14 protein-coding genes and 1 pseudogene are annotated in these 16,601 nt (G+C 61.7%); 4 read left to right on the top strand and 11 right to left on the bottom strand.

All coding sequences use genetic code 11. The features are described from left to right. Positions 1-4 precede the first annotated feature (4 nt). The 9 genes and pseudogenes from Q390_RS0106410 to nadC form a co-directional block, all read right to left on the bottom strand. Positions 5-580, bottom strand: coding sequence for a DUF4276 family protein (locus Q390_RS0106410; RefSeq protein ID WP_027995316.1), 576 nt, complete (start codon positions 578-580; stop codon positions 5-7). Then, the gene (locus tag Q390_RS0106405; protein ID WP_027995315.1) at positions 577-1,770 is read right to left on the bottom strand and encodes an AAA family ATPase; all 1,194 of its coding nucleotides are present in this window, start codon (positions 1,768-1,770) and stop codon (positions 577-579) included. The genes Q390_RS0106410 and Q390_RS0106405 overlap by 4 nt, the downstream gene beginning before the upstream one ends. A gap of 68 nt (positions 1,771-1,838) precedes the next feature. Further along, positions 1,839-2,270: pseudogene (locus tag Q390_RS0106400) on the bottom strand (DUF1016 N-terminal domain-containing protein); the annotation flags it as partial. Next, positions 2,267-3,778 carry a restriction endonuclease subunit S gene (locus Q390_RS19400; protein WP_037472321.1) on the bottom strand — a complete coding sequence of 504 codons (1,512 nt, stop codon included), beginning with the start codon at positions 3,776-3,778 and terminating at the stop codon, positions 2,267-2,269. The gene Q390_RS19400 and the pseudogene Q390_RS0106400, both read right to left, overlap by 4 nt. After that, the gene (locus Q390_RS0106385) at positions 3,775-6,567 is read right to left on the bottom strand and encodes a type I restriction endonuclease subunit R (protein ID WP_027995311.1); all 2,793 of its coding nucleotides are present in this window, start codon (positions 6,565-6,567) and stop codon (positions 3,775-3,777) included. The genes Q390_RS19400 and Q390_RS0106385 overlap by 4 nt, the downstream gene beginning before the upstream one ends. A 206-nt stretch (positions 6,568-6,773) precedes the next feature. Then, the gene (locus Q390_RS0106380) at positions 6,774-8,558 is read right to left on the bottom strand and encodes a chorismate-binding protein (RefSeq protein ID WP_037472320.1); all 1,785 of its coding nucleotides are present in this window, start codon (positions 8,556-8,558) and stop codon (positions 6,774-6,776) included. Between the two features lie 26 nt (positions 8,559-8,584). Next, entirely contained in the window at positions 8,585-10,006 is a 1,422-nt protein-coding gene (locus Q390_RS0106375) for a tetratricopeptide repeat protein (RefSeq protein WP_027995309.1), read from the bottom strand. Between the two features lie 84 nt (positions 10,007-10,090). Beyond that, a complete protein-coding gene (gene nadA / locus Q390_RS0106370) occupies positions 10,091-11,209 on the bottom strand; it encodes a quinolinate synthase NadA (protein ID WP_027995308.1) in 1,119 nt (372 codons plus the stop codon). Then, the gene (gene nadC, locus Q390_RS0106365; RefSeq protein ID WP_211250423.1) at positions 11,206-12,075 is read right to left on the bottom strand and encodes a carboxylating nicotinate-nucleotide diphosphorylase; all 870 of its coding nucleotides are present in this window, start codon (positions 12,073-12,075) and stop codon (positions 11,206-11,208) included. Before nadC ends, nadA begins: the two co-directional genes overlap by 4 nt. A 265-nt stretch (positions 12,076-12,340) precedes the next feature. Here nadC and Q390_RS19395 point away from each other — a divergent pair, with 265 nt between their 5' ends. Further along, positions 12,341-12,673: a four-helix bundle copper-binding protein gene (locus tag Q390_RS19395; RefSeq protein ID WP_084153796.1), complete on the top strand. Its 333-nt coding sequence runs from the start codon at positions 12,341-12,343 to the stop codon at positions 12,671-12,673. A gap of 133 nt (positions 12,674-12,806) precedes the next feature. On the opposite strand, the gene Q390_RS19890 is transcribed toward Q390_RS19395, so the two are convergent. Further along, on the bottom strand, positions 12,807-12,965 hold the full coding sequence (locus Q390_RS19890) for a hypothetical protein (protein WP_156949846.1): 159 nt from the start codon (positions 12,963-12,965) through the stop codon (positions 12,807-12,809). Between the two features lie 156 nt (positions 12,966-13,121). Here Q390_RS19890 and panB point away from each other — a divergent pair, with 156 nt between their 5' ends. The 3 genes from panB to Q390_RS17760 all read left to right on the top strand — a co-directional run bounded on the left by panB (position 13,122) and on the right by Q390_RS17760 (position 15,574). Continuing rightward, positions 13,122-14,009 (top strand): 3-methyl-2-oxobutanoate hydroxymethyltransferase, encoded by an 888-nt coding sequence (panB, locus tag Q390_RS0106355; protein WP_027995306.1) that lies wholly within the window; start codon positions 13,122-13,124, stop codon positions 14,007-14,009. Positions 14,010-14,100: 91 nt separating this feature from the next. After that, entirely contained in the window at positions 14,101-14,943 is an 843-nt protein-coding gene (gene panC, locus Q390_RS0106350; protein ID WP_027995305.1) for a pantoate--beta-alanine ligase, read from the top strand. Beyond that, positions 14,933-15,574 (top strand): pseudouridine synthase, encoded by a 642-nt coding sequence (locus Q390_RS17760; protein WP_051603083.1) that lies wholly within the window; start codon positions 14,933-14,935, stop codon positions 15,572-15,574. The genes panC and Q390_RS17760 overlap by 11 nt, the downstream gene beginning before the upstream one ends. Here the strand turns inward: Q390_RS17760 and Q390_RS0106340 are convergent. Then, positions 15,540-16,490 carry a tRNA dihydrouridine synthase gene (locus Q390_RS0106340; protein ID WP_027995304.1) on the bottom strand — a complete coding sequence of 317 codons (951 nt, stop codon included), beginning with the start codon at positions 16,488-16,490 and terminating at the stop codon, positions 15,540-15,542. The two genes, Q390_RS17760 and Q390_RS0106340, sit on opposite strands and share 35 nt — an antisense overlap. Positions 16,491-16,601: the final 111 nt, after the last annotated feature.

Here is a 16,601-nt window from a genome sequence, read left to right as displayed (position 1 = left end):
TCATTCAAGCGTCCAGCAATTGCGCGCTCAGGCGCCGGATCCCGGCAACAAAGTGGTGAAAACTGGGGGAGCGGGTGTTTTCTAGCGCCAAGTGCTGGCCAATCCGCGCCGACCCGTCGCGCTTCTCGTAGCGGTTCTTCGTCAATGCACTGAGTTCACGGCTTGGGCTACCAAGGCGATCCGGATCGCGAAATTTGCGCTGTGACTGGTAGCGATCCAGTCCTGAGATACCCAGCCCCTGCCCCACCGCAGCCAAGTCCGCCAAGTAAAACGTCTCCAACTCGGTGCAGGCGATTCGCACCAGACAATGCGCCTCTCGCTGCGTACCAGCGCAGCGCTCTTGCAGGGAGCGCTTGAGCGCAATGCAGTCGGTGTGGCTGTCCTGATCGCGCAGAACAATGAAGCGCGCCTGTGGGTTGAGGTAGCCCCGGATCCGCATATTCATGCGCTTTTCCATGTCTTGCTTGCCCTGAAACGGAATGACACGATGGCCTACTCCCTCGGGCAAAACACGCGGCAAAAAGGTGTCCAGCAGGCAGCGCTCTGCCTCACCTTCGACCAAAAAGACAAGCTCTTTCATCGCGGATCCGCACCATCAAAAAACCCTTCTTTCCAGAGATAACCTAGCTGATCCCCATCAGCCATGTACGCAGCCACCTGTGGGTTGTCCTTGGCACGGTGAACCTCGGTGTAGCCGTCCCGCTTGACCAGCCAGCAGGCCTCTTCCAACTCAATGGCGTTCAAAAAATCAGGCGAGTGGGTGGAGACAAAGACCTGACCGCCTCGGTGTGCATAAGAGCGAAACTCCTCGGCCAAGGCCCCCATCAGCGTGGGGTAGAGCTGGTTCTCAGGCTCTTCTACGCACAACAGCGGGTGAGGGCTGGGGTCGTGCAGCAGCACCAGATAGGCAAACATCTTGATCGTGCCGTCCGAGACGTAGCGATCCAGAAACGGTGTTTTGAACGAACCGTCTTGGAAACGCAAGGTCAGGTAGCCATCGTCCAGCAGCAGTGGCTCGACACCCGACACCCCCGGTACACGCCGGGCCATGGTGTCCAAAATGCGCTGAAACACTGCCGGGTATTGCTCGTATAGCCTGCGCGCCACCAACGGCAGGTTGTCACCCGATTCACTCAGATGCTCCGAATCGCCAGACGCATCCTTGCGACCACGCGCCGCGCTGATGTGAAAGTCCGACACGTACCAGTGCTCAATCAGCTGGCGAAACGCATTGGCAGCCTTGAAGCGCTCGAACTGACCCAGCCCTTTGATCGCCAAAGCGTCGGGCGAGACTTTCTGGGTTTCACGTTCTAACTGGTCATCGGGCAGGGTGAAATCACCTTCGTTGACGATGGCATAGCCCTCTCCTTGGGCGAAGTTGAGGAAATGGAACGGTTTTCCATGGCGGCCACGCTTGTAGCGCAGCACCTCGCGCAACACCACCGGCTGGCCGTTGACTTCGCCGATTTCGACTGAGTAAGTCACCAGCCGCTCTTTACCGGTGATTTCCATGCGGTACTGGAGCTCGACCATGATCGCGTCCTTCTCAGGATCGCACCCCCGGCTCAACACCTCCCGAAAGCGCCCCCGCTTGTCCAGCGCCGAGCGCACGTTGCCTTTCAGACAGTCATGCAAAAAACCGAACACATCGAACAGCGTGGTTTTTCCGGTGCCATTGGCTCCCACGACCACCAAAAAGCCCGGCAGATCGGTCAGGTTGACTTCGCGGAACGCTTTGAAATTGCGCAGGCGGATGGTTTCAATCTTCATGTTGTGGCCTCGGGAGTTTTTGAACGCAATGAACGTCGTGATGTTCGGTGATGCGGCGGGTGGGCGTGCAGCGCGTCCAACTCTAGCCTGATCAATTCGTCCGGCCTTTTTGACAGCGCCGTGCGCTCAAACAGCATCGAACCCACCCGCTCGCGCAGAGTGCGCACACTCCAGCGCTCGATGCGGCACATTTCGGCGTAGAAGTCGCGGACCAGCGGGTCTTGCAGATAAATAAGCTCTCGAAAATGGCTCCACGCTAATTGTCGCGACAGTGTGGAGACAATTTCTTCTCCATAGCCAGCGCGTTCGCCGCCCAGCACCTCCACACGGATGCGTTGGCCCACGCGCCAATACAACAGCGTCAGGCCGGCATTCACCGCCACCACAGCCGAGTGGCGCGCCTCATCAATCAGTTGGCGCAGTTCCGACAGCAAGGGCGTGGCCTCTGGCGCTGGTGGGATGGCATTCAGGCCCGCTTCTGGTTTCTTGTCTTGGCTCATGCAACCCCCTTGACCGCACGCGCCTTGCGCACCTTGGGCACGGACGCTTGCGCGGCGCGCTCGGTGCGAATGCGCTCCAGCAGCCTGCTCGCCGGTTCGTCGCTGGGGTCTTGCGGGACGAGCTGGCCGGAGAACGCGGCGCGCAGGATGTTTTGGCGTTGGGCGGTGGATTGTTTGAGGCTGATTTCAATCGCGCGCTCTTGCATTGAAGTACTTTCCAAAGCGCTATCAACGGCCTCAGCAATCACATTGACTTCATCCAGTGGAGGCAAAGGAAACGGAATACGCTCAACAATGGATTTATTTAATGCAGGCTGATTGTTTCCACTACTGCCTTTTCGGGTTTGCTCATACTGCGACCATAGCCAGTAATAAACATACTCTGACGCAATCCCAGTTTCAGCAACCCAGATTGCAGCGCAGTTTTGATTATTTGCAGCCTCCACATCAAGTATGGCAACTTGACCGCGTGTTTTTCCCTCGCCAATCATTCCAAGAAGCACACTACCGATGGGATTAATATGTGTACTACTATTATTCAGTCCTGCCTCTGCAATCATTTCTCTGGTTCCAGTGATGCGTGAAAACCGCACTTCACCAGAACTTACCCAAGGTATGTCACCGCCCCAGTAACTGGGTTCTTTTCGGCTTGGAGTCGCTCCTACAGCGACATGAAAACACTGGCCTATCGAACTCCACACCCACCCGTGCGGCAATTCCGGCAAACCTGCCACGTCAGGAGCTACCGCTGCGGGGTATTTACTTTCCCAGTCTTTGGGCGGGGCTTTGCCTTGGCTTGCAAACTTGGCGAGTTGCTTGGCTTCCCAGCGGGCGCGGCGCTCGGTGAGGATGCGCTCCAGCAGTTGCGCGCCGGTTTCTTGCGGCGGGTTGTGCTGGCGCCACTCTGCCGTCAGTGCACCTTCGACTGCCGCTTTCAGCAGCGATTGGCGGTATTGCGTGAGCTTCTTTTGCGCCGCTTTCAATTCCGCCACGCCAGCATCGAGGTCGGAGAGCAGCTCTTCGAGTTTGGCGACGATGCGGGTTTGTTCGGTTTGCGGAGGAAGAAATAAGGGCAGTCCATGCAATGCTTCAAGTCGAATGCCACTTACGGTAGTTCCAGAACCCAGGTTTTGAATATAGCGCGCATGAGCTTCGATCCAATACAAGAGAAACTCGACATCAATACCTTTGGCAGGAAAAATCGCTTTTAAATCCTGATTAATAGCACACTTTACCTTAGGTCGTATTGCGCGACCTAACGCGATCCTCGTCGCAACAATTAATGTATTTGCAGGAACTAAATTAGTTGCACTGTTTAGTATTGCAGCCTCTGTAATGTGTTCTTGCGCATCAGATGGCCTCAAAGATTTCATATCTTTAACAGTAAACCAAGGAATGGTTCCATTAAAGTAAGCAGGCATATTTCGTGGTGGCGTTCCTCCTCCAACGACTGCAACTAATAGATCTCCGAGAGTTGTAAGCCTCCATCCATCAGGTAATTTATTCACGCCACCAACTCCTCATTCATTTCCGCCATCAATCCATCCAACTCCTTGCCCAGCACCGCCCAAACCCGTTGCAAACCGCCGTGATGGGCCAACTCGGCGTAGTCAAAGTCGGCGCGGCCGATGCTGCCGCTGGCGGCGATGTGGTTTTTCATTTGGCGTAACCATTCGGTTTGTTCGGGCGTGAAGGCGCTGGCGCGCTGGCTGTTGTGGCGCCAAATCCAGTCGGAAAAGCGCTTGTCCACTTGGTCAGAAAACGGCGCCAGCTCGGCATTCAGCCCCAAGGCGTAGCGCACCAAAGCCACGATGTCGGTCAACTGGCGCTGGGTGCTGATCGGTTTGACCTGGCTGCCCTGCACGCGGGCGTAAGCGCTCCACAGGCGCTCGGTGGTCAGCATCAGCGGCGGCTTGGCCAACTGCTGGTGCAGCGCTTCAATCAAATCAATGGTGAGCGCGCGGCGCTGGTAGGGCTGGTCGTAAAAAAAGCCCAGCGCGGCAATCTCGTCTTTGTGCTGCGCAATGTAGGCGGCAAAAGCGTCAATCGCCTGCTGCGCTTGCTGCACCGCCTGTTCGCTGTAGCCAGCAAAGGTGACGGTGTCGAGGTTGATGTGGTCGATGATCTGCTCGCGCTCGCGGCGGGCGTTTTCTAACTCGTCGCGCAGTTCGGGCGCATCAAACGGCGCGCAGGCCGCCGCCACGCGCACGCTGCGGGCGGCTTGCAGTTCGTCTGGCGTGAGAGTGTCTTCGCTGCGCGTAATGCCCTGCGCCTGCGCCGTGGCCAGCGCGGTTTGCGCAATGCCATCGGCATCGATAGCGCCCATCAGCCCCTGCGCCAGTTCGACCACGCTGCTGCCACCGGCGGTGGTTTCGATGCGCGCCTTGGCCTTGTCGTCCAACTGCTTGTTCAGCCGCACCAAGCGGTTGGCCAGACTGAGCAGGGTGTCGTCGTCGCGGTGGCCCAGCGCCACGCCTTGCAGCAGGTCTTTCAGCGCCACGCTGGGTTTTTTCTCCAGCGGACGGCTTTCGGTTTTCAGCGATTTTTCTACGCCGACCGCGTCAATCAGCACAAAACGGTCTTTGGCACCGGGGGCGCTGGCGCTGACCCGCTGGAGCCCATCCGCATCCAAGCTGCGCACGCCCCGGCCTTTCATTTGCTCGTAATAGCCCCGGCTGCGCACGTCGCGCATAAACAGCAGCACTTCGAGCGGTTTGATGTCGGTGCCGGTGGCAATCATGTCCACGGTGACGGCGATGCGCGGGTGGTAGTCGTTGCGAAAACTCGCCAACGTGCTGTCCGGGTCGTCCTCGGCTTTGTAGGTGACCTTTTTGCAGAAGGCGTTGCCCTCGCCATACACCTCGCGCACCATCTGGATGATGTCGTCGGCATGGCTGTCGGTCTTGGCAAAGATGAGAGTTTTCGGCACCTCTTTGCGCTCGGGAAAGATGTGTGTGGCGACAGCGGTTTTCATCGCCTGAATCACTTGGCGAATCTGGCTGGGGTTGACCACCGAGCGGTCCAGCTCTTTGCCGCTGTAGGCGGTGTCGTCTTCGGTCTCGGCCCAGCGCTTTTTGCGCGTGGCGCGGTCGCGGTGGTCAACCCATTCTTTGGCTTGCAGCGCTGCGCCTTGCTGCGTGATGTCGGTCTCGATCAAAAACACGTTGTAGCCAACGTTGACGCCATCGACCACCGATTGCTCGTAACTGTATTGGGCCACGATGTTTTCGTTAAAAAACCCCAGTGTGCGCCGGTCGGGCGTGGCCGTCAGGCCAATCAAGAAGGCATCAAAGTAATCCAGCACCTGCTTCCACAGGTTGTAAATGCTGCGGTGGCACTCGTCGATGACGATGAAATCAAAGGTCTCGATAGGAATGGCGGCGTTGTAGCGCACCAGCTTGGTCTGGCTGGCGCTTTGCTGCACTTCGTTCAAGGACAGGTCTTCGGCCGCAGGGTCGATGCTCTCGCCGCTCAGGATGGAATACATGCGCTGGATGGTGCTGATGCACACCTGCGCGTGCGGGTCGATGGCGCTGCTGGCGAGGCGCTGCACGTTGTACAGCTCGGTGAACTTGCGCGCGTCATCGGGCGGCGAGTACTGCATGAATTCTTGGTGCGCCTGTTTGCCCAAGTTGCGCGTGTCCACCAAAAACAAAATGCGCTTGGCACCGCCAAATTTCAGCAGGCGGTAGATGCTGGTGATGGCGGTAAAGGTCTTGCCCGAGCCGGTCGCCATGTGCACCAAAGCGCGCGGCTGGTTCAGCGCCAGCGAGTTTTCCAGCCCGGTGACGGCGCTGACCTGGCAGTCGCGCAGGCGCTCGGCGTGCAGCGCGGGCATGTTGTTCTTGAGGCGGGCGCGCAGCGTAGCGGATGGCTTGGCGGGCTGGGCCAGCCATTCGGCCAGCGTGTCAGGGCGCAAAAAATGGAACAGCTCACGCGAGCGCGGCGCCGGGTCGCGGCCATCGGTAAAGCGGATAACTTGGCCGGTGGCCTCAAACAAAAACGGCAGCGGCGTGCGGTCTTTGCGCCATTTGAGGGTGGCGCTGGCGTAGCGCTCGGTCTGGCGCTCGGTGGCGATCAGATGGGTGGCCGCATCGTCGCGCTTGGCCTCGATCACGCCCACGGCAGCGCGGCCCACAAACAGCACGTAATCGGCTGGCCCGCTGTCGGTGGGGTATTCGCGCACCGCCACGCCCAAGCCCGCGCCCAAGTTGAGCGCCCGCAGGTCTTGCAACACCCAGCCAGCTTGGGTCAGTTGCTCGTCGATGGCTTGGCGGGCCTTGGCCTCGGGTGTCATGCGCGGTCTCCTTGGGGGGTGAAGTCTGCTGCGGATTATCCGGGGCGTACCGGCAAGCCCATTACGTACTATCAAATAAAGAGCTGCTAGCGCACGTATCTAAAGGGCTATAGGCTGATTTGATATGAAGTATTGAAGTATTGAAGTAGGGCGTAACCCGACAGCTTGCACGAGAGAAACGTCGGCTTACGCTGCGCTAACCCGACCTACAAAACGGCCGCCAACCACCCACGCAGGCTGTTGATAAACGCCCAGCCTTGCACGCGCGGCAGGTCTTGCAGCCGCACCACCGCCTCGTGCACCCGGCCTTCGCACAGCGCCACCGCGCGGCCCACACCGGGCAGCAGGCCGCACGACAGCGGCGGTGTGACCCAGCGGCCATCCAGCAGCATGGCGAGATTGCCGAAAGTGCTTTCGGTGATTTCGCCTTCCTCGTTCCACAGCACGGTGTCGAATACGCCGGGTGCGGTGGGTGCGAACGGGGCGTAGTGCGCGCGGCGGCTGGTTTTGTGGCGGACGAATTCGCTGTGTGCTTCGACCAACGGGCGTGTCGCCAGTTGCAGTCGTACCGGAGTGGCCGTGGGCTGCAAGGCAAAGGCTTCGGCGCGCGGCTGACCTGCTGCATCCAGCAACAAGCGCACACGCCACGGGCCGTGCGGGTGAGCCTCGGCCAATGCTTGCAGGCAGTGCTGCACGGTGGCGGTATCCAACGGGTAGTTGAAGTGCGTAGCAGCGCGCTGCAAGCGCTCTAAATGATCGACACGGTGGCGCCATTGCCCGTCGTGCAGCGCCAGCGTTTCCAACAGGTCAAACGGCGCACTGGCGCGCACGGCAAAGGCGCGTTTGTGTTGCCACTCGCGCCATTCGGCGTCGGCCTCGGCGCCTGAAGTAACGCCGCTGCCAATACCGCAGCGTACTTGCGCGCCGTGCAGCACCAGCGTACGGATCGGCACGTTGAAGGTTGCGCGGATGGCGCCGGGTCCGGCCTGTGGGTCTGGACGCACCACGCCCAAGGCGCCACAGTAGATACCGCGTGGGCCGGGTTCGAGCTGGGCGATAGCCTGCATGGCGCGCACTTTGGGCGCGCCGGTGATGGAGCCGCAGGGGAACAGCGCGGCGAAGACGTCGGCCAGTGTGGTGCCGGGACGGGTACGGGCTTGTACGTCCGAGGTCATTTGCCAAACCGCTGGCAGCGCTTGGGTGTGGAACAGCACCGGCACTCGCACGCTGAAGGGCTCAGCGATGCGCGACAGGTCGTTGCGCAGCAAATCGACAATCATCACGTTCTCGGCACGCTCTTTCGGGCTGGCGCGCAGGGCGGCGGCTTGGGCGGCATCCTGCTCGGGCGTGGCGCCGCGCGGGGCGGTGCCTTTCATCGGACGGGTGAGGATGCTGCCGCTTTTACCGCTTTCTGGATTGCTATGCCAATCAAAAAATAGCTCGGGCGAAACCGACAGCACTTGGCGATCACCCATGTCCAACAGCGCTGCATAGCCCCTCGGCTGGGCGCGTTGCAGCGCTGCAAACAACGCACTGGCAGTGTGCGGGCCACCGTCTTGGACACTGGCCTCGGTCTGCGCGGTGTAGTTGACTTGGTAGTACTCCCCAGCGGCGATGGAGTGGTGGATGTTTGCCACGGCGGCATCGAAGGCGGTGCGCTCAGGCAGCGTGTGCCAGTGCAGCGTAGGAGCGTGCATCGTATCGGCTGCGCACGCCGCCCACGGCTGCGGCGCGTCGTAAACAGCAAACCAGGCCAGTGGACCATCAGCAGGATGCGTGCGCAATGCAGGGTCAAAGGCGCTGGCGGCTTCGTAGCTCAGGGCGCCAACGCACCAGGCGCCTTGCTCGGCGGCGGCTTGGACGGCCGCCAACACGGCGCGGACTTGGTTCGGTTGCGTAGCGATCAGCAGCTGGCGCGGTGCGGTGAAAGTGTGGCGCAGGCGCGGCGCGGTGCGGTGGTGCGGGTCGGCAAAGTCGATGGTGGTACGCATGGGCACGGCTGCCGCAAGGTGGCGCCTTACGACGGCAGCCCAGAAACGAAATTGCGCTTGGGTTTGTATTGCGCGCGCAGAGTGGCCAGCCAGACGGTTTTTTGTACCGAGTCCATGCGGGCGGTGATGGTGCGTACCAGTTCCAGCGCTTCGGTGTAGGGCGAGGCAGCCACAGCCATAACGGTGGGGAAGACGCGCAGCAGCAACTCGACAGCGGCAGCGTCTTGCGCAGGGGGCAGTTGCTGGGCCAGCGCTTGCAGCGTGTGCATGTCGCACTGGGTGCCGGGCGCCAAGGCCAGCGCCAGGGCGGCATCGATAGTGCCCTCGGCCAGATGCCAGTTGATTTGTACGCTAACCCGCCGGCCAATCAGGGCGTCGCGCTGGCGGAACGGGCTTTTGCGCTGGCGTTCCATTTCTTCGACTTCGCGCTGCTCGATCCAGTCAAACAGTTCGGCCCGGTAGGCGGCGCGGTCGTGGCCGGCGCGCTCTGCGGTGTCGAGCACGGCACTGTAGGTGCTGGCAGCGGGCTGGGCCTGCAGGCGCCGGCGCAGCAGCGGCAAAGCGGCGGCGTGGTCGCCCTGCTGCTGGTAGCACTGCAACAGTTGGCTTTCGCACGGCTTGTCATTCGGGTAGCGCGCGGTGCCGGCCTGGGCCCAGTGCAGGGCCTGGTCGTGCCAGCCCTGGGCCTGGCACCACTGCACCAGCTCGACAAATTCGGCCGGCTGCTGCAGGCTGTCGGTCATAGCAGCGGTGACGGCCTGGGCATCGCCTTGGCTGCGCAGGCTGACCAGGTAGCGGTAGCGCAACAGGCTGCGCTCATTGTCGGTGGCGCTGGGGACGGAGGTGCTGTGCACCTGTTTCCAGCCCTGCCAGTCGGCCTGGGCGCGGGCGTGGTAGCAGGCCCGCACCGCCGTTCCAGCCGCCGCCAGCACCACGCCTTCGTCCCACATCTCCCAGGGGTCGGCCAGGGCCAATGCCCACCAGCATTCCAGCCAGTCGCCTGGGGGCGGCGCAGCGCGCAGTGCCTGCAGCAGCAGCGCCAGCAGCGCCTCGCTGATGTCGGCCAGCTCGCCCTCGCTGTCGTCGGCGCGCACCGCCACGTCATACAGCGCGTGCAGCGCGTGCGCGCACAAGTCCAGCAACACCGCCGGATCGCGCTGCAGCCAGGGCGATAGCTGCGCCAGCACTTGAGCGGCGCGCTGGGCGTAGCGATTGACAGGTACACGTTCCAGCCATTGGCGTTCGTCTTTGAGCAGCTCGGTGATAGCCGCGCGCATCGCCAGCGGGTCCTCGCTGGCAGCCCACAGTTGCAAATCGGCCATCAGCTCGGGTTCGTTCTGCGCCCAGGCCCACAGTCTGTCGGCCAATTTGGAAGCAGTTTGGGCTTGCACAAAGCGGTGCAGTGCGGCGTGCGAATGGGCGCGGGCGGGGGCTTGTCGAGCGGTCATGGAGCAGCTTCTAGTTTTAAATGAAAACAGAGTCTAGGGCTTATGCATAAAGCGCTTATAGCTATTAAATTTATAGCATTTCAATCAGGCAGCGCCCAGATGCGGCAGCAGGCCGGCGACAGGTTGGCCGCTTTTGAGGGCCGCTGTGAAGGCCAGCATACGGTCAATCGGCTGGCGTGCGCGCGGGATCAGGGCGGCATCGACATGGACAGCATTGTTGCCGTGTTCCAGCACCTGCAGCACGCCGGCCAAGCCGTTCATCGCCATCCACGGGCAATTGGCGCAGCTTTTGCAGGTAGCGCTGTCGCCGGCGGTGGGGGCTTCGAGGAAGACTTTGCCCGGGTTCAGCGTGCGCAGTTTGTGCATCATGCCGGCATCGGTGGCAACGATGAATTCGCGCGCATCCATCGTCTGCGCCGCCTTGAGGATGGCCGAGGTGGAGCCCACGGCATCGGCCAGCGCGATCACATCTTCGGGCGACTCAGGGTGCACCAGCACTTTGGCGCCGGGGTGTTCCTGCATCAGCGCTTGCAGCTCAAACGCCTTGAATTCGTCGTGGACGATACAGGCGCCGTTCCACATCACCATGTCGGCGCCGGTTTCGCGCTGGATGTAGCCACCCAAATGGCGGTCGGGTGCCCAGAGAATTTTTTGCCCAGCGGCCTTCAATGCGCTGACGATGTCGAGCGCGCAGCTGGACGTCACCAGCCAGTCGGCACGCGCCTTCACCGCCGCGCTGGTGTTGGCATACACCACCACGGTGCGGTCGGGGTGCTGGTCGCAAAAAGCAGAAAACTCGTCCACCGGGCAGCCCAGATCCAGCGAGCAGGTCGCATCCAGATCCGGCATCAGAATGGTTTTTTCGGGCGACAGGATTTTGGCCGTCTCGCCCATGAAGCGCACCCCCGAGACGATCAGCGTCTGCGCGGCGTGGTCGCGGCCAAAGCGCGCCATCTCCAGCGAGTCGCTGACGATGCCGCCGGTTTCTTCAGCCAAATCCTGCAAGTCCGGGTGCACGTAGTAGTGCGACACCATAACGGCATTTTTTTCTTTCAGCAGGCGGCGGATTTTGTCCTTGGTGGCGACGCGATCAGCCTGCGTCAGTTCCGGCGGCACACGCGCCCAGGCGTATTTGGTGCTGCACACGGCGCTGCCCTGCGGCTGCTCATACTCCACTTCCTTGATGGCGATGGTGGTGTTCATCCGGCAAAGTCCTCCAGGCGCATGGAAAAGTCGGTGGCCTTGACATCCTTGGTCAGGCCACCAATAGAGATGCGGTCCACGCCAGTTTCTGCAAGGGCGCGCAGACCGTCCAGCGTCACGCCGCCCGAGATTTCGAGAATGGCCCGGCCGGCGTTCAGGCGCACCGCTTCGTGCAGCGTGGCCAGCGGCATGTTGTCCAGCAGCACCATCTTGGCGCCGGCGTCCAGCGCCTCTTGCAGTTGCGCCAGGGTTTCAACCTCGATCTCGATGAACTGCGCTTTCGCAGCCACCGCCTGCGTGGCGCGCAGCACTGCCGCCACGCCACCGGCCGCTGCAATGTGGTTTTCTTTGATCAGCACCGCGTCAAACAGGCCGATGCGGTGGTTGGTGCCACCGCCCATGCGCACGGCATATTTTTGCGCCAGACGCAGACCGGGCAGGGTTTTGCGCGTATCGACGATCTGCGCGCTTGTGCCGGCCACCGCCTCCACATAGGTCGCCGTCTTGGTTGCCACGGCACTGAGCAGCTGCAAAAAATTCAGCGCGGTGCGCTCGGCGGAGAGCAGCGCACGCGCGTTGCCGTCGATCTCCAGCACCACCTGATCGGTGCTGCAGCGCTGGCCTTCGGCCACATGCCAGGTCAGGCGCACGTTGGGGTCGAGCGCGCGCAAGGCGGCTTCGGCCCAGGGCGCGCCGCACAGCACGGCACTCTCGCGCGCCAACACGCGGGCACGCACGCTGCGCGCAGGATCAATCAAGCCGGCGGTAAGGTCGCCGCCCCCCAGGTCTTCTTGCAGCGCACGCGCCACGTCCAGCAGCACCTGAGAGAGCAGGGAGTTGTCGGTTTTTTCTGCGAAATAGGTCATGGGCGACAAGCATACCGGCTTCGCTGCACCCCAGAAATCAAAGGGATGGCGCGCGAGCCAACATAAGCTATGACTTGCATTATTTTAAAATCACACCGCTTTTCCCCGATAGGGTGGGGAGCTATTCATTAACGCTAGGTAATGTCTATGAGACTTCACAGTATTACGGAAAGATGGCATTCAAACCTACACCCTGCCGTGAAGTAATCCAGAGAACATCAGGGCGGGCTTGTACTTTCATGAGCCCGCAACTCAGGAGAATTCAATGCAAACCAAAAAATTTAACGCTTGCATAGAGGCATGCAATGCGTGCGCAGTAGCCTGTAACTACTGTGCGGCTTCCTGTCTACAAGAGACGGACGTGAAAATGATGGCGCATTGCATAGCCACTGACATGGATTGCGCTCAAATCTGTGCGCTGGCTGCGGCAGCGATGTCACGCGGCAGTGAACACAGCCAAGCCATCTGCGCTTTGTGCGCCGATATATGCCAATCTTGTGGCGACGAATGCGCAAAACACAATATGGATCATTGTCAGCAATGCGCTCAAGCCTGCTTCAGATGCGCTGAGGAGTGCCGCAAGATGGCAGCAGCATGAATATCTTAGTGTCTTAGCCTGTGGGTGCGCCGATACTGCTGGCCCGGAACATCTCATGCGCTCAAATAGGGCCGGCAGCTGACACCCCTTTATGCTTTTTGGCTCCCTGTCGGGAGCTTTTTCGCTTGCGCAGTTAAGGCGTTGTTTTTTTCTCGCCTTTTTTCTGTGAACCTGTGGGAGAGCCAGATTTTTGGTCGGCTGCGCCCTTGTCGGAGCGTTTGGCGTCCTTGGCGCCCGTATCTTTGACGGGATGGTTTTTGCCGCCGTTGCTGTCTTTGGTGTTTTGTGGCATTTAAAGCTCCTATGAAGTATGAACGTCCACCATAGCCAACGCTAGGCGGGCCGCACTGACGAAACAACCCATGCCGTTGTAAGACGCCAGCGCATTGTTCAACACGCTATCTCTGACTTAGACTGCGCATTCCTGGACTTTGAGCCAAAGGGCACCATGATCACCCCCCCCCACACAGCCACCCACGCCACGCCTTACGGTACCCTGCCGCCCGCCTCCCCCCTGCCCCAGCGCCGCCCGGTCAGCCTGCCGCGCCTGCAACAAATGCGCGAGGCCGGCGACAAAATCACCATGCTGACGGCGTATGACGCCACGTTTGCCGCCGTCGCCGATGCCGCCGGCGTCGAATGCCTGCTGATTGGCGACTCGCTTGGCATGGTCTGCCAAGGCCTGCCCAGCACCGTCGGCGTGTCGCTCAACACCATGATTTACCACACCGAAAGCGTGGCGCGCGGCCTCAACCGCGTGCAGGGCACCGCGTGGCTGGTGGCCGATTTGCCATTTGGCAGCTACCACGAGTCGAAAGAGCAAGCGCTGCGCAGCGCCGCTGCCTTGATGCAGGCCGGCGCGCACATGGTCAAGCTCGAAGGCGGCGGCTGGACGACGGAAACTGTGCGCTTTTTGGTCGAGCGCGGCATTCCGGTCTGCGCCCATTTGGGGCTGACACCGCAAACCGTGCACGCGCTGGGCGGCTACCGCGTCCAAGGCAAAACCGACCAAGCCGCGCAAACCTTGCGCCGCCAAGCGCGCGATCTGCAGGACGCCGGCGCCGCGATGTTGGTGCTGGAAATGGTGCCGGCGCAGCTGGCGACCGAGTTGACCAACGACCTGACGCACTGCCAGACGATTGGTATTGGCGCCGGCAACGGCACCGCCGGCCAAGTGCTGGTGCTGCACGACATGCTGGGCATGAACCTGGGCAAGATGGCCAAATTTGTCCACAACTTCATGGACGACGCCGCCAGCGTGCGCGGCGCCATGGAGGCCTATGTGCGTGCGGTCAAGGGCGGCAGCTTCCCGGACAACGCGCTGCACGCTTGGTAAAACGGACTTTTATAGCTTTTTAGGCCGCTAGCCCTTTAGATACGTGCGCTAGCAGCTATTATTTTTGATTTATTGCTTTCCTGGTTTTCGTATGCATATCGCTCGCACCCTTCCCGAACTGCGCGCCGCTTTGGCGACTGCTGCCCACCCGGCGTTTGTCCCGTCGATGGGCAACCTGCACGCCGGCCATTTGGCGCTGGTGCGCCAGGCCAAGCCGTTGGGCGACGCCACGGTGGTCAGCATTTTTGTCAACCGCCTGCAGTTTCTGCCGCACGAGGACTTTGACAGCTACCCGCGCACCTGGGAGGCCGACTGCGTGCAACTTGAAGCCGCCGGCTGCGACGTGGTGTTTGCGCCTCGCGAAAGCGACCTGTATCCCGAGCCGCAAACCTTCAAGCTGCAGCCCGACCCGCTGCTGGCCGACATCCTGGAAGGTCAGTTTCGCCCCGGCTTTTTTACCGGCGTGTGCACGGTGGTGATGAAGCTGTTTTGCGCCGTGTTTGCCGGCAAAAGCGCCGGCACGGCCGTGTTTGGCCAGAAGGACTACCAGCAACTGATGGTGCTGCGGCGCATGGCGCAGCAGTTTGCGCTGCCGATCGACATCGTCGCTGGGCCGACGCAGCGCGCCGACGACGGGCTGGCGCTGAGTTCGCGCAATGGATATTTGAGCGAAGCCGAACGCGCCGAGGCGGTGCAACTGTCGCTGGCGCTGCGGCAACTGGGCGAAGCCGCGCTGGCGCACGAACTGCCCAAGCACTTGCCCGCGCTGGAGCAATCCGCCCTGAAAGCCCTGACGGCGCGCGGCTGGCAGCCGGACTACCTGACCGTGCGCCGCCGCAGCGACCTGCAAACCCCCAACGCCGGCGACGCGCTGGTGGTGCTGGGCGCGGCACGGCTGGGCAACACGCGCTTGATAGACAACCTTGAAATTTGAGCGCCGGCCACCGGCACGGCGCGTAGCCAAAGCCCCGCCCGCCACCCCGCGCCTGCTGCTGCTGAACAAGCCGTTTGATGTGCTGACGCAGTTCAACGACGAGGCCGGTCGCGCCACGCTGAAAGATTTTGTCGAGGTGCCCGGCGTCTATCCGGCGGGACGTTTGGATCGCGACAGCGAAGGCTTGCTGCTGTTGACCAACGACGGCCAGCTGCAAGCGCGCATTGCCGAGCCACGCCACAAGCTGGCCAAAACCTATTGGGTACAGGTTGAAGGCACACCGACCGAAGCGCAGTTGCAGCAGTTGCAGCGCGGCGTGTTGCTCAACGATGGCCCAACGCTGCCCGCCGAAGCCCGTTTGCTAGAGCCGCCGCCGGAATTGTGGCCGCGCCATCCACCGGTGCGCTTTCGGCAAAACATTCCGACACACTGGCTAGAACTGGTGATCACCGAAGGCCGCAACCGCCAAGTGCGCCGCATGACGGCTGCCGTCGGCCTACCGACGCTGCGCTTGGTGCGCGCCCGCATCGGGCCGTGGAGCTTGGGGGAATTGGCACCGGGGCAGTGGCGGGAAGTGGATGTACCCGCCAACCCGATTAACGCCGCTGCGCCGCCTGCAACCAAGCGCTGACCGCATCGTCATCGGTCAGCGTGCGCACTTGCTGAAACGCCAACTCCGCTTCAGGGAAGCGCCGGCGCATCAAATTGAGCCACTGTTTCAAGCGCCCAGCGCGCTGGCGCGGCTCCAAATCGCGGCAGACCAAGCGCCAGAAATCGGCCAGATGCGGCAATACATCAGGCCACTCCACCGCCACAGATTGCGCTCCATCCGCAGCGCGAATCGCCCACGCCAAACCCGGATCAGCCACCATGCCACGCCCCAACATCAGCGCGTCGCAGCCGGAGACTTCGCGGCAGCGCTGCGCGTCTTGCACCGTCCAAATCTCGCCATTCGCCACTACCGGCACCGACACGGCGGCGCGAATCGCCGGAATCTGCTCCCAATACGCCGGCGGGCGGTAGCCGTCCAGCTTGGTGCGGGCGTGGACGACGATTTCGCAGGCACCGCCAGCCTGCATCGCCAGCGCGCATTCCAGCGCCAGCGAGGTGTCGTTAAACCCCAGGCGCATCTTGGCCGACACCGGTAAATGCGCTGGCACCGCGCGGCGCACGGCGGCCACCAGCGTGGCGATGCGCTCCGGCTCCTTCAGCAGCGCCGCACCGCCGCCGTGGCGATTGACCACCTTGGCCGGACAACCAAAGTTCAGATCGATGCCCTCGGGCCCCAGCGCCGCCAGATGCGCCGCGTTGTCGGCCATGGTCACCGGGTCGGAGCCCAGCAGCTGCGCCCGCACCGGCGTGCCGGCCAGCGTGCGGCCACCGTGGTGCAGCTCGGGCAGGTAGCGGTAAAACACCCGGTCCGGCAGCAACGTGTCGGTGATGCGGATGAATTCAGACACGCAGCGATCCACGCCGCCGACGCGGGTCAGCACGTCGCGCAACACAAAATCAAGGAGGCCCTCCATCGGGGCGAGCAGCAGGGTCATTTTGGTCAAATCGACCGCAAACCCTTATAAGACGTGCGGCACTAGCTATCAAAAAAATAGCCAGACAACTTGCGCTGTCTGGCCGTTAGGCGTTGTAGGCTAGCTGCTAGC

The organism is Simplicispira psychrophila DSM 11588 (genome assembly GCF_000688255.1).
GTDB lineage: Bacteria > Pseudomonadota > Gammaproteobacteria > Burkholderiales > Burkholderiaceae_C > Simplicispira > Simplicispira psychrophila.
The sequence above is the reverse complement of the archived record's forward strand: the minus strand, read 5'-3'. Positions and strand labels throughout refer to the sequence as shown.

What these genes read in the sequence shown, in the direction of transcription:
- Q390_RS0106410 (WP_027995316.1), bottom strand. Translation starts at nt 580, where the DNA reads ATGAAAGAGCTTGTCTTTTTGGTCGAAGGTGAGGCAGAGCGCTGCCTG.
- Q390_RS0106405 (WP_027995315.1), bottom strand. Translation starts at nt 1,770, where the DNA reads ATGAAGATTGAAACCATCCGCCTGCGCAATTTCAAAGCGTTCCGCGAA.
- Q390_RS0106385 (WP_027995311.1), bottom strand. Translation starts at nt 6,567, where the DNA reads ATGACACCCGAGGCCAAGGCCCGCCAAGCCATCGACGAGCAACTGACC.
- Q390_RS0106380 (WP_037472320.1), bottom strand. Translation starts at nt 8,558, where the DNA reads ATGCGTACCACCATCGACTTTGCCGACCCGCACCACCGCACCGCGCCG.
- Q390_RS0106375 (WP_027995309.1), bottom strand. Translation starts at nt 10,006, where the DNA reads ATGACCGCTCGACAAGCCCCCGCCCGCGCCCATTCGCACGCCGCACTG.
- nadA (WP_027995308.1), bottom strand. Translation starts at nt 11,209, where the DNA reads ATGAACACCACCATCGCCATCAAGGAAGTGGAGTATGAGCAGCCGCAG.
- nadC (WP_211250423.1), bottom strand. Translation starts at nt 12,075, where the DNA reads ATGACCTATTTCGCAGAAAAAACCGACAACTCCCTGCTCTCTCAGGTG.
- Q390_RS19395 (WP_084153796.1), top strand. Translation starts at nt 12,341, where the DNA reads ATGCAAACCAAAAAATTTAACGCTTGCATAGAGGCATGCAATGCGTGC.
- Q390_RS19890 (WP_156949846.1), bottom strand. Translation starts at nt 12,965, where the DNA reads ATGCCACAAAACACCAAAGACAGCAACGGCGGCAAAAACCATCCCGTC.
- panB (WP_027995306.1), top strand. Translation starts at nt 13,122, where the DNA reads ATGATCACCCCCCCCCACACAGCCACCCACGCCACGCCTTACGGTACC.
- panC (WP_027995305.1), top strand. Translation starts at nt 14,101, where the DNA reads ATGCATATCGCTCGCACCCTTCCCGAACTGCGCGCCGCTTTGGCGACT.
- Q390_RS0106340 (WP_027995304.1), bottom strand. Translation starts at nt 16,490, where the DNA reads ATGACCCTGCTGCTCGCCCCGATGGAGGGCCTCCTTGATTTTGTGTTG.